Source organism: Robertkochia flava (genome assembly GCF_020166515.1).
GTDB classification, from domain to species: domain Bacteria; phylum Bacteroidota; class Bacteroidia; order Flavobacteriales; family Flavobacteriaceae; genus Robertkochia; species Robertkochia flava.
In genome coordinates this window covers 230,958-253,017 of record NZ_JAINZT010000005.1, presented here as the reverse complement: position 1 = coordinate 253,017, position 22,060 = coordinate 230,958, and the positions used below count along the sequence as shown (strand labels likewise).

At 46.3% G+C, this 22,060-nt stretch carries 18 protein-coding genes and 1 other RNA gene; 13 read left to right on the top strand and 6 right to left on the bottom strand.

Annotated elements, in window-relative coordinates; all coding sequences use genetic code 11:
• Positions 1 to 12: 12 nt before the first annotated feature.
• From K7R11_RS07670 to K7R11_RS07660, 3 genes are all read left to right on the top strand, one after another.
• Positions 13 to 630: a hypothetical protein gene (locus tag K7R11_RS07670; protein ID WP_224489949.1), complete on the top strand. Its 618-nt coding sequence runs from the start codon at positions 13 to 15 to the stop codon at positions 628 to 630.
• A 68-nt stretch (positions 631 to 698) separates the two neighbouring features.
• Positions 699 to 1,295, top strand: a complete 597-nt coding sequence (locus tag K7R11_RS07665) for an HdeD family acid-resistance protein (protein WP_224489948.1) — start codon at positions 699 to 701, stop codon at positions 1,293 to 1,295.
• A gap of 382 nt (positions 1,296 to 1,677) precedes the next feature.
• Positions 1,678 to 2,616 carry a LysR family transcriptional regulator gene (locus tag K7R11_RS07660; protein ID WP_224489947.1) on the top strand — a complete coding sequence of 313 codons (939 nt, stop codon included), beginning with the start codon at positions 1,678 to 1,680 and terminating at the stop codon, positions 2,614 to 2,616.
• A gap of 48 nt (positions 2,617 to 2,664) precedes the next feature.
• Here the strand turns inward: K7R11_RS07660 and K7R11_RS07655 are convergent, their stop codons facing one another.
• Positions 2,665 to 3,870, bottom strand: a complete 1,206-nt coding sequence (locus tag K7R11_RS07655; RefSeq protein ID WP_224490236.1) for an NAD(P)-dependent oxidoreductase — start codon at positions 3,868 to 3,870, stop codon at positions 2,665 to 2,667.
• Between the two features lie 129 nt (positions 3,871 to 3,999).
• Between K7R11_RS07655 and ssrA the strand changes: the two genes are divergently transcribed.
• Positions 4,000 to 4,399: a transfer-messenger RNA gene (ssrA, locus tag K7R11_RS07650) on the top strand.
• Between the two features lie 654 nt (positions 4,400 to 5,053).
• On the opposite strand, the gene K7R11_RS07645 is transcribed toward ssrA, so the two are convergent.
• From K7R11_RS07645 to K7R11_RS07630, 4 genes are all read right to left on the bottom strand, one after another.
• On the bottom strand, positions 5,054 to 5,419 hold the full coding sequence (locus tag K7R11_RS07645) for a hypothetical protein (protein WP_224489946.1): 366 nt from the start codon (positions 5,417 to 5,419) through the stop codon (positions 5,054 to 5,056).
• Between the two features lie 310 nt (positions 5,420 to 5,729).
• A complete protein-coding gene (locus tag K7R11_RS07640; protein WP_224489945.1) occupies positions 5,730 to 7,370 on the bottom strand; it encodes an ABC-F family ATP-binding cassette domain-containing protein in 1,641 nt (546 codons plus the stop codon).
• Between the two features lie 191 nt (positions 7,371 to 7,561).
• Positions 7,562 to 8,350 (bottom strand): response regulator transcription factor, encoded by a 789-nt coding sequence (locus K7R11_RS07635; RefSeq protein WP_224489944.1) that lies wholly within the window; start codon positions 8,348 to 8,350, stop codon positions 7,562 to 7,564.
• A 434-nt stretch (positions 8,351 to 8,784) separates the two neighbouring features.
• Complete coding sequence (locus K7R11_RS07630) at positions 8,785 to 9,978, bottom strand: threonine aldolase family protein (protein ID WP_224489943.1); 1,194 nt, start codon at positions 9,976 to 9,978, stop codon at positions 8,785 to 8,787.
• A 433-nt stretch (positions 9,979 to 10,411) separates the two neighbouring features.
• Between K7R11_RS07630 and K7R11_RS07625 the strand changes: the two genes are divergently transcribed.
• The 4 genes from K7R11_RS07625 to K7R11_RS07610 all read left to right on the top strand — a co-directional run bounded on the left by K7R11_RS07625 (position 10,412) and on the right by K7R11_RS07610 (position 16,753).
• Positions 10,412 to 13,564 carry a SusC/RagA family TonB-linked outer membrane protein gene (locus K7R11_RS07625; protein WP_224489942.1) on the top strand — a complete coding sequence of 1,051 codons (3,153 nt, stop codon included), beginning with the start codon at positions 10,412 to 10,414 and terminating at the stop codon, positions 13,562 to 13,564.
• An 11-nt stretch (positions 13,565 to 13,575) separates the two neighbouring features.
• Positions 13,576 to 15,057, top strand: coding sequence for a SusD/RagB family nutrient-binding outer membrane lipoprotein (locus K7R11_RS07620; protein ID WP_224489941.1), 1,482 nt, complete (start codon positions 13,576 to 13,578; stop codon positions 15,055 to 15,057).
• 310 nt (positions 15,058 to 15,367) lie between these two features.
• A complete protein-coding gene (locus tag K7R11_RS07615; protein ID WP_224489940.1) occupies positions 15,368 to 15,826 on the top strand; it encodes a YybH family protein in 459 nt (152 codons plus the stop codon).
• A gap of 276 nt (positions 15,827 to 16,102) precedes the next feature.
• Positions 16,103 to 16,753: an outer membrane beta-barrel protein gene (locus K7R11_RS07610; RefSeq protein WP_224489939.1), complete on the top strand. Its 651-nt coding sequence runs from the start codon at positions 16,103 to 16,105 to the stop codon at positions 16,751 to 16,753.
• A 42-nt stretch (positions 16,754 to 16,795) separates the two neighbouring features.
• Here K7R11_RS07610 and K7R11_RS07605 read toward each other — a convergent pair whose 3' ends face one another.
• Positions 16,796 to 17,923, bottom strand: a complete 1,128-nt coding sequence (locus tag K7R11_RS07605; RefSeq protein WP_224489938.1) for a Gfo/Idh/MocA family protein — start codon at positions 17,921 to 17,923, stop codon at positions 16,796 to 16,798.
• Between the two features lie 477 nt (positions 17,924 to 18,400).
• Here K7R11_RS07605 and K7R11_RS07600 point away from each other — a divergent pair, with 477 nt between their 5' ends.
• The 5 genes from K7R11_RS07600 (at position 18,401) to K7R11_RS07580 (ending at position 22,043) form a co-directional block, all read left to right on the top strand.
• Positions 18,401 to 18,595 (top strand): cold-shock protein, encoded by a 195-nt coding sequence (locus K7R11_RS07600; RefSeq protein ID WP_224489937.1) that lies wholly within the window; start codon positions 18,401 to 18,403, stop codon positions 18,593 to 18,595.
• A 70-nt stretch (positions 18,596 to 18,665) separates the two neighbouring features.
• Positions 18,666 to 18,860, top strand: a complete 195-nt coding sequence (gene rpsU / locus K7R11_RS07595; protein ID WP_224489936.1) for a 30S ribosomal protein S21 — start codon at positions 18,666 to 18,668, stop codon at positions 18,858 to 18,860.
• The gene (locus K7R11_RS07590; RefSeq protein ID WP_224489935.1) at positions 18,861 to 19,601 is read left to right on the top strand and encodes an NYN domain-containing protein; all 741 of its coding nucleotides are present in this window, start codon (positions 18,861 to 18,863) and stop codon (positions 19,599 to 19,601) included.
• A 254-nt stretch (positions 19,602 to 19,855) separates the two neighbouring features.
• Positions 19,856 to 21,067: an outer membrane beta-barrel protein gene (locus tag K7R11_RS07585; RefSeq protein ID WP_224489934.1), complete on the top strand. Its 1,212-nt coding sequence runs from the start codon at positions 19,856 to 19,858 to the stop codon at positions 21,065 to 21,067.
• Positions 21,068 to 21,185: 118 nt separating this feature from the next.
• On the top strand, positions 21,186 to 22,043 hold the full coding sequence (locus tag K7R11_RS07580; RefSeq protein WP_224489933.1) for a hypothetical protein: 858 nt from the start codon (positions 21,186 to 21,188) through the stop codon (positions 22,041 to 22,043).
• Positions 22,044 to 22,060: the final 17 nt, after the last annotated feature.

Sequence of the window (22,060 nt, the reverse complement as noted above, 5' to 3'; positions counted from 1 at the left end):
TACGATACATACATGAGTAAGCTCTCCAAACCCGTTATCAACCTGATCCTTGGAGGGGTATTCTTCCTGATCCCCATCCTGGCAGGAACATTTTTAATTGCCAGGGCCTTCAGGATACTAAACCCCATATCCAGGCGTATCGCAGAACAGTTAAATACCAGCAGTGTCATCAAGGTCATTCTGGTGGAACTCATCTCGGTATTGATCCTGTTGCTGATATGCTATGCAGCGGGGTGGCTCTTACACAAGGGGATCATCCGGAACTGGAAGGGCAATATAGAAGAGCGCCTGTTCTACCTTTTCCCTGGATTACTGCGATTAAAATTCAGCCTCCTGGGAGATGAAAGATCCAGTCCCTGGGAAAAGAACTGGCACGCCGGGATCTTCAGGGAAGACAATTTTTACCGGTTGGGTTTTATTTCGCGGCACGCAGACCCCGACTTTATCTGTGTCTTTATTCCCGATGCCCCCCGCATGGAATCGGGAGAGATCCGGTATTATCCAAGAAAGGATTTTGAATACTCCCCGGTCTCTATGAAAGACTTTGCAGATGCTTATAAAAAGTTCGGAAGGGGGCTTTCGGCAGGTGAAATATTAAACTCCAAACATAATACCCAGGAATCAGGATAGATTTTTCTTTAATTCAATCCCTAAAATTCGTAATTTAATAGTCATAACCAACTAAAATACAGTTTATTATGTTGAAATCACTCGCTAACAGCTGGAAGACCCTGGTCTTTAAAGGCATTCTTTTGATCATACTTGCTATCATCGCCTTTGCAAATCCCATGGCCACAGCGGCCTCCATTGTCATGTGGATTGCAATCCTTATTGCTATCGACGGGGTGGTTACTATTGTAACCGCAATCAGTCAATGGAAAGAACGCTCAGACAAGTGGCGTTTTCTTCTCGAAGGTGTTCTTGGACTCATCGTCGGGCTGGCCCTCCTTCTTACCCCTGGAATTACACTTTATTTCATCGGTATGTTTATTGCTTTCTGGTTCGTTTTTATCGGTATCAACCGGATAATGATGGGCATACGTCTGAGAAAAGAAATAGAGGGAGAAGGCTGGGTCATATTTAACGGAGTGCTCTCCCTCATTCTGGGAATTGCCATTGCGGCCCAACCCTTCCTGGGGGTGTCCACCTTAATATGGTTCCTCGGGTTTGCATTTTTGATCTCCGGAATTGCCCTTTTGGTTCTTGGGTTTAAACTCCGAAAAGGAAAAAATAAAATAGCAGATAAATTGGAGGACCTCAAAGGAAACATTCAATCTGAGATGTCCGAAAGCTGATCCTTTTTTGAAAATTAAGCCCTGGGTTCCTGAATAGAAGAAGAAGAACACGAAGAACTTCAGGAACCCGGGCATATTTTTGCGCACCAGGGCGTATGACTTCTCAGGGTTGGTAAGATCTTTATCTCCGGATTCCCAATGTCCTTGGTATTTTCTCTCCGCATCCACAGCCGATCCTGTAAAAAGCCTCGCTTAGCTGTTTTTTCTTTACATTTTCCGACTTCTACATTTCAGTTACCGGATATTCCCAATGTGCTGGTCCGGCCATTCCCATGTGCTATCCTTTCAGGGAGGTAGCCGAATCCGTTTCGGGCACAAAAATGCGATACATTTTTAATTATATATTATTTATATTTATTATCGCTAACATAAGTATTCATTTATGGATTTTACGCTTCATCAATTAAAGATCTTTCTAAAGGTCGCCGAACTCGGAAGTATTACCCGCGCAGCAGAGGAATTATACCTCACCCAGCCCGCAGTTTCCATACAGCTTCGAAACATGCAGGATCAATTTGATATTCCCTTGACAGAGGTTATCGGCAGGCGGCTATACATTACCCCCTTCGGAAGGGAGGTGGAGAAACACGCCCAAAGGATCGTGGATGAAATGGATCAGATGAAACACCAAACGATGGCCTATAAGGGATTTTTAGCAGGCGAACTCAAAGTTTCTGTAGTGTCTACTGCCAAATATGTCATGCCGTATTTCTTAACCGGTTTTATGAACCTCCACCAGGGTCTGGAGTTAACCATGGATGTGACCAACAAGCAAAAAGTGATCCGGGCGCTTAACAGAAACGAGGTCGATTTCGCCATGGTTTCGGTAATTCCGGACAAGCTCAAGGTAAACACCATAGACCTGATGGAAAACACCTTATGCCTGGTCGCTTCCCCGGGACAACCCTTTACATCGAATAACCCGAAACAGCTGGAAGACATGTCACTTATTTTCAGGGAACAGGGGTCTGCCACCCGTACAGCCATGGAAACCTACCTTAATGATCAAAACATCACCCCGAAAAAACAGATGACCCTCACTTCCAACGAGGCAGTCAAACAGGCGGTGATCGCTGGATTAGGTGTTTCGATCATGCCACTTATCGGGATCAAGAATGAATTGCAGAACGGGGATCTGCAGATCTATCCTTTAAAAGGGCTCCCCATAATAACCCACTGGCAATTGGTCTGGTTAAAAGACAAGGAGCTCTCTCCTGCCGCCAGGGCCTACCTGGGTTATATGGAATTCAACAAAAAAACGGTTATCAAGGAGCACTTTTCGTGGTTCAGTAATTTTACAGGCACCGTAAAGCAGCCCTGAGCTGCATCAGGGATGAAAGTGATCCCGGTAAAATCATCCGTTTCAGAACTATTCCTTCCCGTCTACGTAATCCTGGAGGTAGCTGTACCGGTCGGTTAACTTTCCGTCTTTGGTCATCCGGGCCCTCTCAAGTATCCCCTTTGCATCATTATCGAAGAAGGCGGGGATCACATGCTTAATAAAACTCTCTCCAAAGCCTACACTGGCATCTGAGGGCAATTCACAGGGAAGGTTATCCACAGCCATCACCGCAACCGCGTCCGTATCTCTGAAATCCACTTCCTGTTCTGATTTTGGGTTGTACCCATAAATAGGATCCTCAATAGTGGAAGGCCGGATGGTCGTGGCTACAGGACCATCGATATCACAGCTGATATCGGCAACGACCTTAATGCGGAAACGGTCTGATTTTGCATCTTCCCGTGTAAACAGGTAAGGCGCCCCCTGCCCGTAAAAATGACCGGCGATATACATATCGGTCACCCCGGCATATTTCATGAAATCAGAAACGTATTCTTCCGGATGGTGATAGAAGTGCTTCAGCGGATGTTTCGCTCCATCCTTGGGTTTATTGTAATCCAGAACATCCAACTGACAAAACACCGGGTAAGTAAAATCTTTCGAAAGATAATCCGCTACCCCTACTTCCCGGATATTCATAGCCTCGAGGATCTCCCGGGCACCGCCGGCCACGCGTCCCTTTCCGGTAAGCAGGATCTTGATGGGCGGAAGCCCGAATTGTTTCAGGGTCTCGAGTACCGCCTTCAGATCGGGCAGGCTTTCAGCCTTTGGCAATTCGAATAACCCGAATTTTAATCCGTAGGTACGGATACCGTTGTAGGCGCCGACCAATCCGGCGTAACGCCCGAAGGCTACCAGGCGCTGTCCCTTTGGACTGGTGATCACCTCGTGGTCGTACAGTTCGATATTTTTCTCCAGTACAGCGCGAAGCAGATTGCGATTATACGGCTGCTTTTTTATGGTATGTGAAAAGAAGAAGTATTTTTTATTGGGAATCAGCGCATCGATTGGCACCTCCTTCACCCCGAGCAATACGTCTGCTGAAGAAAGGTCTGGAGTTACATTTATGCCTGATTCGCGGTACTGCCCGTCCGCAAACACACGAAGCTCCGAGGGCTCCACCACAATGGAGGCTTCAGGAAATTGTTTCAGGACAGTTTGACATGCGCTGGGAGAGAGCACTACCCTGCGATCTGGCGGGTTTTTGCGTTCTTTTATGATGCCGAATGTAATCATACGTTCTGGTATAAATTTTGCACTAAAATAAAGGGATGGCTGTAATTGCACAAGGATTTGGGAAATTGTATTACATTTGCTATCCTTTGCCGGGTAAAATAACGGTAAAGTTCTTTGAAAAATATTGGGGTCGACTGGTTTTGACAGCGAGTCTAATTGGAATGTAAGCATGCAGAGCGCTGGGATATAGCTCTTAAATCTCATGTTTCACACTTTTTAAATGGCGAGAATAACTACGCTCTTGCTGCCTAATCTGAATTCATAGTAAGATTTTGGCCATGTCCCCGCGAGGCGGGGAGGCGAGATGTCTCTGGGAAGCCCTTGTTGATGGCGTCCCGATCAGAGGCACCATAAAAGTCAACATAGAGATCGCATTACTTCGTTGTGATCTTAAATCTTAAGAAGTTAAGCTTGTTGTAGGCGGTTTCCGGTCAGCTGCAAGTCGAAAACCAAACGGGAACTAAGCATGTAGAAAGCATTTTGATTGCTTGTTTGGACGGGAGTTCGAATCTCCCCGACTCCACAATCACTCACAAACCCCGCAGCATCCGCTGCGGGGTTTTGTGTTTTACGGGGGTGAGCGAAGTTTACTTCAGCGAGCAACCGTGAAACACAAAACCACAGTGCCACAGGCACTGCAGGTTTGTATTTGCATCATGGGAGGTTGTGGAGATCACGAGCCGCCGTGCAGGGAGTACTCTCCCTAAAAGATTTATCCACGGTCGGGGACGACCCTGCCTGCATACTGCAGGTAGGTAGTAGCAATAGAAAGTATGAGCGAAGTTTACTTCAGCGAGCAACCGGAAAACATAAAACCGCTGCGCACAAAGTGCGCGGCTGGGTTTGTACCTGCCTGCCGGCAGGCAGGATTGCAGCATTGGCGTCATTGGAGATCACCAAGTAATCTCGGTAGTGGTTAGTCGGGAGTCGGGAGTCGGGAGTCGGGAGTCGGGAGTCGGGAGTCGGGAGTCGGGAGTCGGGAGTCGGGAGTTGGGAGTTGGGAGTTGGGAGTTGGGAGTTGGGTAATCAAAAACTTTTACCAAAGAGAGCAAAATTCACGGCCAAAGAAGACCTCAACATCCCCTGAGTCAAACGGCCCCGAGCGCTCAACGCTAAAAAAAAGCCCTGACGGGATCACCTGACAGGGCGTATGCTTTTTTTATGACAATGCTACCTCACCTTAGAAATAAAGGGAGAATCCTATGTTAAAGGCAACCCCTTCAGATGCTTCGGCGTCATCATTAAGGCCAAAATCGTACCGAAGCCCGGGTTCCACAGCGATATTATCGGCCACAAACCAGGCGTATCCCCCCTGAATTCCAAGGAACAGCGGATTGTAGTTGTCGAAAATCTTCGAGGAAATACCGTTCAGATCCACCTGAACAGGAACCACCCCTTTGATATAATATTTTGCACCGCCCTTGTAAGAGAAAAAACCGGGGGAATTCGAGTTATCACCATAACCCAATCCTAATTTTACAGCCAGATCGTCGGCCACAAAATACCCGCCTTCAGCTCCAATATTCCAGATGGTTGTGCCGTCCAATTCCCTTAGTAAAAACCCGGTATTGGCACTATGTCCCTTTCCAAAACTGGTGTTGGCCTCGATAAGCCATGATCCTTTAGAGGTAGGGCTGCTGGAAGAATCCTAGGCACTCAGCCGGATAACGCAGCTCAGAATTAAAACAAAGAATAAAGTAAGCTTGTTCATTGGAATGTATGATTTGAGATTTTGAGCCGCAAAATACAGACACTCTATTTATAAATAAATACTTTTCTTACTTTATATAAACTAAAATATTCAAATTGACCAATCTATTAAGACTCTGGCCAAACCTGATGGCGGTAACTGCATCTTAAGTGTTCTTTCGTTCGATCTCCCTGAGGTTTTCCATCTTTTTCAGCTCAAGAAATCCGTTGATATCTTCAAAGTGTTCCTTAACCCGTTTGTTCCCGAACTCGAATACCTTGGTGACCAGTCCGCTCAGAAAGTCCCGGTCATGAGATACCAGGATGAGGGTACCGTCAAAGTCCTTGAGGGCCTCCTTGATAATATCCTTGGTTTTCATGTCAAGATGGTTGGTAGGCTCATCCAGGATGAGCAGGTTTACCGGCTCCAGCAGCAGTTTGATCATGGCCAGTCTGGTTTTTTCGCCTCCTGAAAGCACTTTCACTTTCTTACTGGAATTATCTCCCCCGAACATAAAGGCACCCAGGATATCTTTGATCTTGGTGCGAATATCGCCCTCAGCGATGCGGTCTATGGTATCAAAGACGGTGAGCGACTCATCCAGAAGGGAGGCCTGATTCTGCGCAAAATAACCGATCTTCACATTATGTCCGATCTCCAGGTTCCCCTGGAAGTCGATCTCATTCATTATAGCCTTGATCATGGTCGATTTCCCTTCCCCGTTACGTCCCACAAAGGCCACTTTTTGTCCGCGTTCGATCACCATGCCGGCATTTTTAAATACCAGGTGATCGTCATAGGCCTTGGTGAGCTCGCTAACCACCACCGGATATTGCCCCGATCGCGGTGCAGGGGGAAATTTAAGCCTCAGGGCCGAAGTATCGACCTCATCCACTTCCACCAATTCCAGTTTTTCCAGCATTTTTACCCGCGACTGCACCTGCAAGGTCTTGGAATAGGTACCCTTAAAACGTTCAATGAATTCCCGGGTCTCGGCGATCATTTTCTGCTGTTCGTCATAGGCCTTTTGCTGGTGTGCCCTGCGATCCTTTCGCAACTCGAGGTACTGGGAATATTTGGCCTTATAATCATAGATGCGCCCCATGGTAACCTCGATGGTACGGGTGGTGATATTATCCACAAAGGCCCGGTCGTGAGAGATCACCATCACCGCCTTGGCCTGGTTGATCAGAAAATCCTCCAGCCACTGTATACTTTCAATATCCAAATGGTTGGTGGGCTCATCCAGCAGGATCAGATCCGGTTTCTGCAGCAGGATCTTAGCCAGCTCGATGCGCATGCGCCATCCACCGCTGAACTCGGAGGTAGGTCTGGAGAAATCCTCTCTTAGAAACCCCAGTCCCATGAGCACCTGTTCTACTTCGGCCTCGTAATTGATCTCTTCTATCGAATAGAACTTTTCACTGAGCTCGCTTACTTTCTCGATAAGCTTCATGTACGCATCACTCTCGTAATCGGTGCGTACGGTAAGCTCTTCGTTCAGGGCATCGATCTCCTCCTTCATTTTAAATATGGAAGCGAAAGCCTTGGAAGTCTCCTCAAATACCGTACAATCATCAGCGGTCAGCAGATGCTGCGGAAGGTAAGCGATCACCGCCTCTTTAGGCGCAGACACCTGTCCGCGGGAAGGCTTGTTCACCCCTGCTATGATCTTGAGCAGGGTCGACTTTCCGGCCCCGTTCTTACCCATAAGGGCGATCTTATCATTCTCATTTACAGAAAAGGAAACATCGCTAAACAAGGTTGTTCCCCCGAATTCTACTGCCAGTCCGTCTATGGTAATCATCTGCTCCGAATTTAGAAGGCGCAAAGATAATGGATTACACAGATTTCCGAATGTATAAATTCAAGGGAATTAATTCAATGATGGTGAAGGAAGAAAGAGAGAACAAAGATTAAAGAAGATATATGAAAAGGATTCGTTTAGCCTCTGTTGGTATCGTCCGGGTTTTTCCCCGGAAAAACACGCTCCGTTCCCTAAACAAAAAGCCCGGCCATAATGCAATTGCTCACCAGCTCGGAGGTATTGGAACAATTGGTTTTCTGCAGGATATTTTTCCGGTGTTTCTGCACGGTATGCACCGATACATGAAGCTGAACAGAAACTTCCTTGGAACTCAATCCTTTGGCCAGCAAGCCAACGATCTCCCGTTCCCGGGGCGTTAAAACATCGAGTAAGTCTTTGCCCCGTATCGATTCCGGATCGAAGCGCCCCGTTTCTGAATTCACGTTCAAAAATGATTGGCTCCCTTTAAGACTGAAGAAAGAAATGGTATGATCCGGCTGGATCCGCAAATAACTAACATCTGTATGCACGCTAAGAGCGTTCTCCAGGTTGCCGGATGCGTCTAAATTGAGCGGTAAGGCCTGCTGTAACATCACCCTTGTACGGCCTTTGGGATCCTGCATCTTATAAAGATATACAGCCTTAAACCTATTGACGTCTTCCCGGGGAAGAAAATTGAAGTAGAAATCATAGATCACCTGTTCCTTTAATCGCACCATCTCCACCTGGTCCTGATGTGCGGTAGCTACTATATCCTGAAAGGTCACCTTATCGCTTTTCTTTCCCACGAAGTCCACTACGCTTTCGGCTACATAAGGCAGGGTCATGCTCTTGAAATTAGCCACGTAATAATAGGAATGCCCCGGGCTGAATGCAGCTAAAAATCCATGCAAGAAAGGCTCCAGATTGAAGTTATTTCCCATAACCTCATTTGAAGCGTATTTCGATTCCCAGTATTGAATGATTTCTGTGGAGTCCATTAAAAATTTGCAAGCCTTTAAATATAACCCACCACTGAAAATACCCAAAAAGGGGTATATGAAATGAAACAAATAGTCGATAAATTGTGCGTTAATCTTAATTACTGTTCTCAAAGATGCGCATAAAGGTTTCGAATATGAGCAGCCGGATTTGGATAATACATCTCCACAGGGCTTTTGTATATTCTTAACGAAAAAATGCTTTAAGGCCGGGAAAATGGCATTTCACTTCTCTGCTGAGAAGGATACCATATGGTTTAGCGAACGGATCTCTCCCACCCCTGAGATCCCGAATTTGAAAAATATTTAAAAAGTAGGTTTGGGGGAACCTCAAAAGTCTGTTAGGTCCATTAAATTGGTCGGCAGACTTTTTTTAGTCCTACTCCGAGCAATTGCTCCTGCCCGCTTTAAAACATCCCCCCACCCCTAAAAAATCATGAAATCCAGGCCCTTTTAAAAGCTTTCAGAAGTTCTTCATTGGGTATCTCCAGGGTCGACTCATTCATATAAAGCCATATCCTGCCATTTTCATCCGGTGACTGAAGGTAGAGCTGATCATTATTGATCAGATTCGCTACCAGGCGGTCTCCCATTTCCCGGCTTCCGGTTTCCAGCTGGTACATATTGGTCCCCCCGTCAAGGGCAGTTATCCTCAATCCTTCTATGGTATTTAACTCCTCCACCAGGCGTGCCCCCTTTTTTACCAATTGCTGCCAGCGCTCCACAATACCTTCCACGTAATGCAGGGCCATGGCCGTATTGTACCAACTTTGCCACATGGTACCTCCCAGTACTTTCATCTGGTGTTTCACCTTTTCCATCAGGGCGGCCTCCCCGCAAAGGATGGCTCCACCTCCGGCATTGAGGTACTTATACAAGGAAATATATACCGTATCAAAAAGTGCAGCGTAGTCGCCAACCGGAATTCCGGTATAGACGGAGGCCAGATGCAAACGGGCTCCGTCCAAATGCATTTTATAGCCCTTTTCCCTGCAGTAATCGGAGATTTTCTTCAACTCTTCAAACGGCACTACTCTGCCATGCGCCCTTCGAACGGGATGTTCCACCACCACGGTTTTAAGTCCGCTTTGAAACACCTCCCCTTCCAGCGTATGGGCCTCTGCAATTTTCAGATCCTCCAGGGTGGCCACCCGGTCAGCACCACCGTAGGGCACCAGTCGCTTATGATGAATACGCTGAGCAGCATCTGCCTCATCGCGAAACATATGTGAATTTTCAGGAACCAGGATCTTGGCAGTATCGTCGCTTAACAAACTGGCGGCGATCTGATTGGCCATAGTACCGGTGGGCAGGTATACGGCCTTTTCCTTCCCGGTGATCCGGGCGAAAAGTGCTTCCAGTTTTGCCGTTGCTCCCCCTTCATAATACATATCTTCCCCGATCTCCAACCCGGTATTGATCTCCTGTAACTTCCTGAGGTACCCCTGAGGGGAATAAAATTTTCCGTCCAGGGCAAAATTCACCATATAATCCTTATCACCTATTTGGGCTTGTTGATAAGGCACTTCGGGCGCTGCCCATAAAGGCATGGATGGAATCAGGAAAGGAAGGCCGGTTAACCCCATTTTTTTCAGGAAATCCCGGCGTGCAGGAGTAGCTTTCATCATTGACAGTATTAATTTCCTTTTAAAAATAAATAATTATCTCCAGACCATATTCAAAGTCTTCTTGATCCATAAGGAGATCTCTGATTTTTTAAAACCCGGGATCCGAAATTGAAGTGCCTTGAGCCTTATGTAGATTAAAATCGCTATCTGAACCTAAAATAGAGTAAATAATCAGCAAAATCCTTATAAACACTCTTCCCCCAGCGATGGAGACCTGATTTTAACATTCCTATTTTGTTTAACGTCAGGTACTTGAAAAACAGGTTTGAATCAAAATTAAAAAAAAGTCAAATTTTTGATAAAAACTCAATGAAATACAATTTTTATTGAATTTATGATAAAAATATTAAGTAAGGTCTCTTATTTATTGAATTTCTTTGTACAGGTTAACTATTTATTTACATTCGCCGCAAGCTAACTTTAACTAATTTTTATGAAACAAATCAATGGATTGCTAACGCTCTTGCTGGCGTTGGTAGTGCAAGTTACTCTTGCACAAGAGAAAACGGTCACCGGTACGGTGTCCGACCAGGATGGCCTTCCCCTACCGGGGGCCAACGTATTTGTAAAAGGGACCACCAATGGCGCCCAAACCGATTTTGATGGAAACTACACCATCACGGCAAATACAGGAGAGACTTTGGTATTCTCGTATATCGGGATGACCACCCTGGAACAGGTAGTTGGTGCTGCAAGCACTATTAATGTTTCCCTCCAAGCCGATGCTCAGGCGCTGGACGAAGTTGTTGTAACCGGTCTGGGTATCAAAAGAGAAAAGAAAGCCCTGGGGTACTCTCAGCAGAGTGTTGGGGGTGAGACCCTGCAAAAGGGAAAGCAAGTAGACATTAACAATGCACTTGCCGGTAGGGTTGCCGGGGTACAGATCGTGGGTAACTCCAGTTCTTCCTTCGGAAACTCTGAGATCAAATTAAGGGGTGAATCTGATGTACTTTATGTTGTAGACGGAGTTTTTGTAGACAACATCGGGAACATCAACCCGGACACCATCGAAGACATGTCGGTACTGAAGGGTGCTTCTGCGACAGCGATCTACGGACCTCCCGGACGTAACGGGGTAATTGTGATCACCACAAAGACCGGAAAAGACGGAAGGGCACAGTTCTCAATTGATCACACTACCCTGATCAACCAGGTGTCTGCTCTGCCAAACTACCAGAACGAGTACGGTGGGGGTTACAGCCAGGATTTCAATGTGTTTAGCTATGATCCTGCACAGGATCCTGCTTCCTGGGCTGCCTTTGACGGACAGCTTTACCCAGACTACTGGGCAGATGAGTCCTGGGGACCAAGAATGGAAGGACAAATGGTACGTCACTGGGATTCATGGATTCCGGGAACGCCTCAGTTCGGAGAGTTAAGACCATGGGTTTCTAACGAGAACAACATCAGAAACTTCTACAACACGGCTCCTACCTACAATACCAGTATTAATTTCGGGAAGGCAGGAGAAGGTTATAACATCAGAACTTCAGCCAACCTTGTTGACGAAGAGGGGATCGTACCGAACTCCAAAAGAAAGACCGTGAACTTCTCGCTAAACGGAAGTTTCGATATTACTGAAAAGTTCAGCGTAACCGCTAACGTAAACTACCAGGACAGAAACACCCTGAACAACCCGGATCAGAATTACGGTAACATCGGGTCGAACTTTAACCAGTGGTGGCAACGTCAGCTCGATATGGATCGCTTAAAGAACTACGAGCAAAATGGTCAGATCATTTCCTGGAACATTCGTGGACCAAGAGATACACGTCCGCTTTACTGGGATAGCCCTTATTTCCAGTCTTACGAAAACCTGAGACATGATGAGAAAAATGCCGCTTTCGGTAAATTGAGCCTGAACTACAAGTTCAACGATCACTTTGATATTATTGCGGAAGTACGATCTTCCTTCACATCATACTACAGTGATGACAGGGTCACCACTAAGAGTTTACTGGATCCGGCCTACTTTGAAGTAAGCCAGAGAAGAAATAACGAAGAGCATTACTTCGCCATGGCCAACTACCGCAACAAATTCCTGAACGACAACCTCGATGTACAGGTATCTGTGGGTGGTGACACTTTCAGTAATGCGTACAAGAGACTGGGGGCGAATACGAATGGCGATCTTACCATTCCTGGATTCTATAACCTTGATGGCTCTAAGGACCCCGTAACTGCGACTACGTATTACGAGAACAGGAAGACCAGGGGTATGTTTGGAAAAGCTTCCCTGGGGTATAGCAACTTCTTTTACCTTGACGGATCCTACAGGGTAGACTGGTCGTCAACAGCAAACCCTGACGATAATAGCGTTTCGACCTGGGGAATCTCCGGATCGTTATTGGCTCATGAGCTTTTTGAAGCAAATGATGTGCTGACCTTTGCTAAATTAAGATTGGGTTATGCCAGCGCTCCATTCTTCCCGCAGCCATACAGGATCTCTCAGACCTATGAGGCCAACGGACTTTACCAGGGTAATGGTACTTTATTGGTACCGGAAGAGCAGAACAACCCTAACCTGATCGGAGGTATCAGAGACGAATATGAGATCGGTACAGAACTGAACTTTTTCATGAGCAGAATTGGTCTTGATCTTACTTACTTCCACAGAAATGACGAGAACCTGCCAACAGACATCAATCTGGACGGTTCTACCGGATATACTGAGATCACCCTGAACTCAGGAAAAACAACTTCTAAAGGTCTTGAAGCTGCTGTGAATATGGCCATCGTAAGAAACAGTGATTGGAATTTTGACCTAGGAGTGAATGTGGGTACTCTGGAAAAAAGAGTAGAAGCAATTTATCCCGGAGTTGACAATTATCAGATCAGTTCTTATACTTCCAACCTGAGACTGCTCGCCCCTGTAGGAGAAGAGTGGGGAACCTTTGTTGGAACCGATTTTGCCCGCCATACCGACGGCAGCATCATCTTTACGGATTCTGATCAGTTTGCAAGAGTTCAAAATGCGAAACTTGGTAGCTTACTTCCTGATTACACCTATGGTATTACCACCAACCTCCGGTACAAAGGTGTTGAACTTTTCCTAGGATTTGACGGGCAAAAGGGAGGTCTGTATTACTCAAGAACCGAGCGTTACATGGACAACTCCGGTCTTACCGATTACACCGCCGGACTTAATGATAAAGGAAATCCGCTAAGGGATCCTGTAGCCGATGGTGGAGGTATCCGCATCCAGGGAGTTCTTCAAACCGGAACCGACCCTGTAACCGGCGCCCCTATCTCTGACGGAACGGTAGTTGACAAATATGTAGACCCCAAGGCGTACTTTAACTCCGGTAATATCGGTAATATTTATGCCAACAACGTACATGATGCGAGCTACCTCAAACTGAGAACCTTCAGACTTACCTATAACCTGGGAAGCAATATCGCAGAAATGATCGGAATGCAGTCGGCTTCGGTATCCTTACTCGGAAACAACGTATGGCTGATCGATTCTGACCTGAACTGGGTAGATCCTTCAGAATTAGAGAAAAGAAGTGGGGTAAACTGGGCTGAGAACGGAACCCTGCCAATGACATCATCTTTTGGTTTAAATGTTAAACTGAATTTTTAAAAAGAAGAAAAATGAAAAGAATCCTAAGAAATATTTCCCTGTTGTCTTGCGCAGCCGTGCTGGCCTGCTCATGTGAGTCTGTAGACTTCGGCGACACTAACGACAATCCAAACGGCCCCGGGGCTGCGGTTACCTCGCAGCTGCTAACGGAGGCAGAAAAAACGGTTTCCACCATCGGTACGCACCTTTCCGGGGTATTGTTTACCCAGCAGATCACCGAGGGGCAGTATCCCGGGGAATCCCGTTATACCGTGTTAACCTATAATTATAATGATTACTACACAGGTCCCATTCAGAACCTGAACGAGATCATCAAGCTGAACACGAACGAAGCCACCAAAGGAGAGGCTGAGGCTTATGGTAACAACGACAACCAGATCGCTGTAGCCAAGATCCTCAGATCGTATATCCTTCAGTTTATGACCGATCGCTGGGGAGGTCTTCCATGGACGGAAGCTTTCCAGGGAATAGACAACCCACAGCCTAAGTTCGATACCCAGGAAGAACTCTACAACATTATGTTTACTGAGGTAGAAGAAGCTATGGCTATGATCAATATGGAGGCACCAGGACCTCAGGGCGATGTGATGTTTGGCGGCGATATGTCGCGTTGGGAACTTTTTGCAAATTCCCTGAAAATGACCATGGCCCTGCGTATTTCTGACGCCAATCCATCTCTTGCTAAAAGCAAGTTCGAGGAAGTGATCGCATCCGGAAAGTATATCGACAGCAATGACGAGAACATTGAGTTCATGTACGGGTCTGATGATGCGAGCGACAGCCCATGGCATGACAGGTTTAAAACCCGTGAAGACTATATCGTGTCTGAAACCATGATCGAGTCCCTGCGTTCTAACCTGGACCCAAGATTATACCAGTATGCCATGCCTGCCAGAGATTCTGTATTCCAGAACCCGGTATTCCCTGCACTTACCGATGCAGCGAAGTATCCTGCTTTGAACGATTCGCTCTATGTTGGTGCTCCGGATGGAAAGGTGAATGGAAACGTTCCGGATTACTCGTTTCCTCCGGCAGTTATTATTTACGAAGACAACACCTTCCCTACTCCAATTTATACTGCAGCCCAGATGAAGTTATCTTTGGCCGAAGCTGCCCTTAATAACTGGACCGTAGGTGGTGCAGATGCCCTTACCCTGTTCAAGGAAGGTATTACTGCTTCTATGGAATACTGGGGGGTTGATGCTGAAGACATCGCTAACTACGTTGACGGGTACACCGCGGTTACCATTGAGGACATCGCCTACGAAAAATGGGTGGCCCTTTACCTGAACGGACCGGAAGCCTGGGCAGAGTGGAGAAGACTGGATGCTCCGGCACTCACGCCTTCGGAGTTTGCAGGAGACCAGAGAATTCCTGTAAGACATGCCTACGATGCTTCCGTGGAGTCTAATAACAAGGCTAACTACGACGAGATCGTATCCAAGCAAGGTCCCGATAACCTGCATACCAAACTATGGTGGGACGTGAACTAAGTTTTGCATGCCGAACTCATCAGAATAGTTGATTTGAGTTAGCAACCTTAACCAACAAATCGGTAATCCCACCAAATAGGGCTGTCTGTTTCAGGCAGCCCTTCTTTTTTTCGGGAACCGGAAGCAAAATATCAAACGTATAAACCCCGGAAACGTAGTTACACCATGTTCTCCATGGTGACCTCAGACACATGAAAGACTTATCACTAGCCCTTGTTGAAAGGCGCACACATATCGCTATACATATACAGTTTTCACTTGTTAATATAATTCCTTATCTTCCTGAAAACTAACCGATAAACATTTTAACATGAAATCCATTTTAACTAAAATAGTCCTTACAGCATCACTGCTGTTATGTTCGGTAACAGGCTATGCACAGGATGATACAGCAAAAGAAGCTATCGAAAACCGATTAGCAGAAATGACGGAGGCTTTCAAGGCTAAAGATGTAGAAGGATTTGCATCTTGCTGGACGGAGGATGCACTATTAAAGTTTTCCGGGAAACCAGCGCTTAAAGGGAGAGCAACCATTGTGGATGTTCACAAACCAATGATGGAACAGGACATGTCCATTAAAACCGAAACTCGTGAGGTTTTTCAACAAGGGGATTTCGCCACCGAAATAGGATCGTATGAAATTTTGATCGCTGATGGTACCGTTGTTGAATCCGGACTCTACTCTACCCTGTGGAAAAAAACTGATGGAAAATGGCGAATCATGAGAGACGTGATCAGCGCTGTAGAACCGGCTGAAGAATCTAAGTAAACCACTATAACAGGTTGTATATTGCTGCGCGGCTCCGAAAGGGGTCGCGTTTTTTGTATTGGAGTTTGAGGGATACGCTTCAGGATGAGTTTCAGAAATGAGTTTGAGGGAAGAGTTCAATTTCGGGCAAAGAAATACTTTATACCTCAAGCCTTTTAAACCTTTAACCCTGCACGATAAACTTCTCACCATAAAAACATTAAACCTAAATATTCCGTATTTTTAAATATCCATGCCGCCATCTCCCTGTTCTGCCTGCTCCTAAACAGATTCAAGATGAAACCATATTTAAGCCTTAGCCTGCTCTTTCTGGCCTTTTCAGTAACCTATGCCCAGGAGATCCGTTTGAATACCTACGGCTCCTATGTCTTCCAGGACCGGTTTTCTTCCTATTTCGGAGGTAACTCCTATTTTGAAGGTAAGATCGAAGACGGGTTTCGATGGGGTGCCGGGATAGAATATCTTATCCAGGGCAGAACAGCTTTAGAAATCCAGTATTTAAGGCAGGATACCGGGGCTCCCATTTCTTACCGGGTTGGAAACTTCGCCGGCATCGAATTTACAGACTATGACCTGGCCATTAATTACATCATGCTGAACAGCACCCGGTATTTCCCTTTGAGTGAAAGGGCCGAACCCTTTTTAGGCGCAGGGCTTGGCATAGGGATCTTTCACGTGAACAATCCGGACTTAAGGTCGAGTGACTCCTACACCAAGTTTGCCTGGCAGATTCGAGGTGGCTCCAATTTATGGCTTACAGACCGGCTGGCCTTCAGGGTAGAGGCTGCGCTAGCCTCGGTAGTGCAGGCCGTTGGCGGAGGTATATACTTTGGCACAGGAGGATCAGGCATCAGCTTTGACAGCTATTCCACAATTTATCAATTTTCTGTTGGCGGAGGTATCGTTTTCCGGTTTCCCGGAGGGTAAGCAGCCCCCGGGACGCGGTAGATTAACACTCCCCTGAAAATCTTAATCTTCAGGTAGCCTGACCGTTTCTCCTGACTTCGCACTTTTCAGCGCCGCATCGAGGATCTCCATAACCACCAGGTTATTTTCAAGGGAGGAAAGGTCCATGGCATTTAAGCTGACCGCCCCCCTTATCACCCCGGCGAAAAAGGCAAAGGGATCATTAAACGGATATTGTCGCTCTTCCAGAATAAAGGTTTCCTCTGAATATCCGTCATAGCCTTCGGCCAGGCGTTTTCTAAGGGTATTGCGATTATCGGCATACAATACCCCGTCTAACCCGTATACCTCCATATCCTTTCGCCCAACCGGCCAGTTCCACGAGGCCTGGATCAGCGCGTTGGTTTCAGGATAGGCAAGTATAATAACGGCTTCGTCATCAACTTTGGGGTTATTCTCCTTTTGCAATTGCTGGGTCACCGCGGTTACACTTACCGGCCTTTCCCCTTCCATGATCCAGGTCATGAGGTTAGCTCCGTAACACCCAAAATCCATTAAGGCCCCGGCCCCGTTGTATTCAGGGTCTGTTAACCAGGAGAGGAATTCCGGATCTACACCTATCTTTTTCGGGCCCCGGTGCCCATCCCTTACGATCACCTTTCGCAAAGCCCCGATCTCTCCCTTTTCCATTCGATCTTTAAGGTTATGGTGGGTAGGATACCAGGTCGTCTCATAATTGGTTAGCAAATGTACCTGGTGCTCCTCTGCGAGGGCCTTCATTTTCATGGCATGATCCATACTAATGGCCAGGGGCTTCTCCACCATGACATGAATTCCCTTAGGCGCACAGGATTCCACCACCTTCAGGTGTTCGGAGATGGGGCCGAAAGCAACAACCCCTTCCGGGGACACGGCTGCGATCAGCGACTCCAGGTCAGGGTATACCTTATCCATGGAAAAACCGTACTGCGCTGCATAACGCCTGGCAAGTTCCCTGTCGGGTTCTGCTATACCTGCAATTTCAATATCTCCCACCTCTTCTCTACCCAGGATCCAGTGAACATGCGTATGAGACAATCCGGAGATCCCGATTCGAACGGGCTGCTGTTGGGCCGTAGCGGTGGTAACCATAAAAACGAGATTTAGAACCAGGGGTAAGACTACCTGGGCATATAAACGAAAGCTATACATCCTGTATTGATTTAATTTGCATGGCTTAAGTTAAAAATTTTACGGCTCCTACTTCGGCTTTACATCTGTATTGAAGGAAAAACAGAGGTAAAACCTTACTTAATGAATACCAAAGAAAGCCTTTTCGAAGATGACTAAATTTATTTTACACCCAAAACCGTGCGTATAAACGTTGCTTATCCCCCGTTATAGCTGGAAAAATGAAGACATCACCCACCTTTTTTCAAGTGGCTCAAAACTCATTGAACTCAAAGTAAACCCGATTATATTAGTTAAAACCACTAGAAAATCGTTTCTTTGCCGCAAATAGCAGAAGATTCAATCAGATCAAGAAATCTTTCATCCCTTCAGATAATTATTTCCTCTTTTTTATTTTTTGCTTTTCAGATCCGGGCATTCAGCATGTACAGGCAAATTATCCTGCATATGCGGTGACCAAAGAACGATCTGATTTCATCACATTTTAATTTTTATACCATGAAAGAAGGAACAGTAAAGTTCTTCAACAGAACAAAAGGATTCGGATTCATCACCTCAGAAGATGGTGGAGAAGACATTTTCGTACACTCAACAGGTCTTATTGACGAGATCCGTGATAATGATCGTGTACAATTTGAAACCGAAAGAGGCAAAAAAGGGATTAATGCCATTAACGTTGAAGTAATCGACTAAAGAATTCCCGGGGAGGTAGTGCTTTGGCATTACCTCCCTTTTTTTTTATAATTACATAAAATACATCCATATGCTTATTATCAATATAAAACCAGGAGAAAATATCGATCGCGCCTTAAAAAGGTACAAGCAAAAGGTTAGAAAGACCCAACAGATCCAGAGGCTTCGTGAGAATCAACACTTCACAAAACCATCTGCCGCCCGTCGCGAGGAGATCGCCAAGGCAAAATACAAGCTGGAATACCAGCGCAGGAACGAAGAGTAAATGGGCCCTTCAGACCTTAATCTTGCTGTTCTTATCGACGGCGACAATGTACCCTCCACCTATGTAAAGGAAATGCTGGAAGAGATTGCCAAATACGGTAATCCTACCCTGAAGCGTATTTACGGCGACTGGACCAAGCCCCGTTTGGGCAAATGGAAAAAAGTGCTGCTGGAAAATGCCATTACCCCTATACAGCAATACGGATATACCCGAGGCAAAAATGCAACCGATTCGGCCATGATCATCGATGCCATGGATATCCTTTATTCCGGAAAGGTTAACGGATTTTGTCTGGTATCCAGCGACAGTGATTTTACCCGCCTCGCCATTCGGCTGAGAGAAGCGGGAATGACTGTTTTTGGGATCGGAGAGAAAAAAACCCCGGAACCCTTTATCGCCTCCTGCGACCGGTTTATTTACCTGGAGATCCTTCACGAAGAACCGGAAGAGTCCAGCGATAAAGCACGTCCTGAAGAACGCAGAAAAGCCAGGATCGACAAGATCACCCCAAAGGTGATACGCCTGATCGCCACCACTATCTCCGACCTGGAAGATGAAGAAGGATGGGCATTTCTGGGCGAGGTTGGAGCCTTACTTCAAAAGAAACAACCCAACTTTGACTCCCGGAATTACGGGTTTTCCAAACTTACCCCCCTCATCAAATCCATCCCTCAGTTCAAGGTGGAAATTCGTAAAAATCCAAGGGGAAATAAGAACCTGGTCTACGTTAGAAATACCTAGGGAAACTTCTTTTCGGTATTTTAAAAACACCTCATACCTTCTGAAGATTCCACAGTTGGCGCTTTTTGAGGTATCCGGCTGCAGCATCCCCTGTTACCTGCTAAAGCATTATACCCCAGTTACTTCTGCACAAACCTCTTTTGCAAAAGCTATATTGATGTAAATAGTCTATATAAATGTCAGTATTTTCTTATATATTTGTGCGCTGTAGATGAAGTCCTCCCTTCCCGGAGCACGTTCCAACCCAGCGTGATATGAAAATAAGCTTTTGCCTGCTTGCCTTCCTTTTCTCGTTTACCCTAACGGCCCAGATCGGTTTTGAAAAAGGCTGGTACCTCGACAATTCCAATGAGTTACACGAAGGATATATCGAAAATGAAGACTGGCTTAACAACCCGGAAAAGATCCGGTTCCGGTCTACTCCGGAAGGAACCTCAACCAGGCTAGCCAAGGAAGAGGTAGCAGAATTCGGACTGGAAACAGGATCAAAATACATCAGGGCAGTTGTACAAGTAGATCAGTCTTCAGACAATTCGAATGCATTAAGTCGCGAACGCAGACCCGATTTTAAGGAAGAGCAGATACTACTGAAAGTTCTTTCGGAGGGAAAATCCACCTTATACGCCTACATCAATGCCAACCGCAAGCGATTCTTTTACAGCACCCCCGGACAACCCATTACTCCGCTGATCTACAAACGTTATCAATTTGGAGTGAACTCTGTCGGGACTAATAACCGCTTTCACCAGCAACTCTGGAGCGATCTGAAAATCCCTGACTACGATCTTGGGGCCATCCAAAAACTACAGTACCAGGTAGAAGACCTGGTCGCTTATTTTAATCGCTATAATGGGATAACCCCGATGACCAGTGAAAAAAGAAGTATCCAAAAGACCTATAAGGATCGTACCTTTCATATCAGGCTAAGGCCGGGAATACAGTTCTCTTCTCTCTCTGTAGAAGACCAGAACAATCCCGGGAAACCAGCCCTGGAATTTGGCAGCAATACCAGCTTCACGCTGGGACTGGAATTAGAGTACACCCTGCCCTTCAACAAAAATAAATGGGCGATTATAACAGAGCCTACCCTGAGAGGGTATGAGGAAAGCGGAGAATTCCCCATCTACCAGGACGGAGACTTCCAGATCACCCGGGAAGCAACCGCTACCTATAACAGCCTGGAGCTTCCCATCGGAGTGCGACATTATATGTTTCTCAGCACCCACCATCAATTCTTTATCAATGCTGCCTTATTTTTTGACTTCCCGTCAAAGGCAGCGATCCATAATGCCACCGGCGGTGTTTCTTTCGATTCTAATGTCAATGCAGGATTTGGTGCCGGTTATAAATTCCGCAATGCTGTTTCACTTGAATTCAGATATCAAACCACCCAAAACATGCGATCCAACAATACCTGGTTCCCCTATGAATCCTTTGGCGTGATCCTCGGCATAGGATTACGCTGAGAACCCTTTAATTTGAGGGCATATTAAAATACTATTGATCTCCATTCCATTAATAAGCATCGATAACTCATTTCGGGAATTTTTGTAATATTACACTTACACTAAACGTGCCCTAACCATGAGAACCTACCTAGTCCTCCTATTTACATGCAGCCTATTCTGGAGTTGTAATACAGACGATACCGAAACAACTTCTGAACCCACCCTTGTGGTGAAAATGCAATTCAGTGACACCCAGGAACGTCTTAACAATCTCGGCCAACCGGCAGGAATTCCAGCCGGAAACGCCGCACAGACCCCTGTTGTTAACGGGATGAGCGCCCACTATATCGAACTTACCCCGGATGCCCTGACCCCATTGGGAGAGGGTCAAATTATCTACATGGGAGAAGAGACCAATGCAGGAGGTGAAAAAGCCATCGACTTCGAAAAGGCCAGGGTGGTTGCTCATAATGAAAACTTTATGGAAATACCGCTTTCCGGATTAGCCCCCGGCACCTATACCTGGGTACGTGTTTCTATTTCCTATCAGAACGGCACCATTGATTTTTTGAACAACGGAGCACTTTTACAAGGCACAATTGCAAGCTTCCTGGGATATAACAACTATATATCTTCTGTAGATATCAATGGTGAGGTGGTCGCCGTCAACGAAAATAAACTTCAGGGATTCTGGATCTTTGAGACCCTGGGCCAAACCTTTTCCGGACAAGCCCCGGAAGGCGCAGTTACCGTGCCGAACCCCTTATTTGAAACCTCTCCCATTCCCCAGGGCTCCTGTGTGGTTACAGGGGCATTTACGGAACCTCTGGTGATCACCGGTAACGAATCAAAGAATATTACCATCAATCTGAGTTTCTCCGTCAATAACAGTTTTGAATGGCAGGAGGTAAACGCCGACGGAAAATATGAGCCGGCTGCCGGAGAACAATTGGCAGACATGGGACTCCGGGGCCTGGTGCCTACGCATCAGTAATGGAAGTTCAAAAGAGG

Excerpts from the sequence above, each read along its gene's own strand:
- rpsU (WP_224489936.1), top strand. The coding sequence starts at position 18,666 with ATGCTTATTATCAATATAAAACCAGGAGAAAATATCGATCGCGCCTTA.
- K7R11_RS07580 (WP_224489933.1), top strand. The coding sequence starts at position 21,186 with ATGAGAACCTACCTAGTCCTCCTATTTACATGCAGCCTATTCTGGAGT.
- K7R11_RS07665 (WP_224489948.1), top strand. The coding sequence starts at position 699 with ATGTTGAAATCACTCGCTAACAGCTGGAAGACCCTGGTCTTTAAAGGC.
- K7R11_RS07670 (WP_224489949.1), top strand. The coding sequence starts at position 13 with ATGAGTAAGCTCTCCAAACCCGTTATCAACCTGATCCTTGGAGGGGTA.
- K7R11_RS07625 (WP_224489942.1), top strand. The coding sequence starts at position 10,412 with ATGAAACAAATCAATGGATTGCTAACGCTCTTGCTGGCGTTGGTAGTG.
- K7R11_RS07590 (WP_224489935.1), top strand. The coding sequence starts at position 18,861 with ATGGGCCCTTCAGACCTTAATCTTGCTGTTCTTATCGACGGCGACAAT.
- K7R11_RS07630 (WP_224489943.1), bottom strand. The coding sequence starts at position 9,978 with ATGATGAAAGCTACTCCTGCACGCCGGGATTTCCTGAAAAAAATGGGG.
- K7R11_RS07610 (WP_224489939.1), top strand. The coding sequence starts at position 16,103 with ATGAAACCATATTTAAGCCTTAGCCTGCTCTTTCTGGCCTTTTCAGTA.
- K7R11_RS07600 (WP_224489937.1), top strand. The coding sequence starts at position 18,401 with ATGAAAGAAGGAACAGTAAAGTTCTTCAACAGAACAAAAGGATTCGGA.
- K7R11_RS07640 (WP_224489945.1), bottom strand. The coding sequence starts at position 7,370 with ATGATTACCATAGACGGACTGGCAGTAGAATTCGGGGGAACAACCTTG.
- K7R11_RS07620 (WP_224489941.1), top strand. The coding sequence starts at position 13,576 with ATGAAAAGAATCCTAAGAAATATTTCCCTGTTGTCTTGCGCAGCCGTG.
- K7R11_RS07635 (WP_224489944.1), bottom strand. The coding sequence starts at position 8,350 with ATGGACTCCACAGAAATCATTCAATACTGGGAATCGAAATACGCTTCA.
- K7R11_RS07660 (WP_224489947.1), top strand. The coding sequence starts at position 1,678 with ATGGATTTTACGCTTCATCAATTAAAGATCTTTCTAAAGGTCGCCGAA.
- K7R11_RS07585 (WP_224489934.1), top strand. The coding sequence starts at position 19,856 with ATGAAAATAAGCTTTTGCCTGCTTGCCTTCCTTTTCTCGTTTACCCTA.
- K7R11_RS07605 (WP_224489938.1), bottom strand. The coding sequence starts at position 17,923 with ATGTATAGCTTTCGTTTATATGCCCAGGTAGTCTTACCCCTGGTTCTA.
- K7R11_RS07615 (WP_224489940.1), top strand. The coding sequence starts at position 15,368 with ATGAAATCCATTTTAACTAAAATAGTCCTTACAGCATCACTGCTGTTA.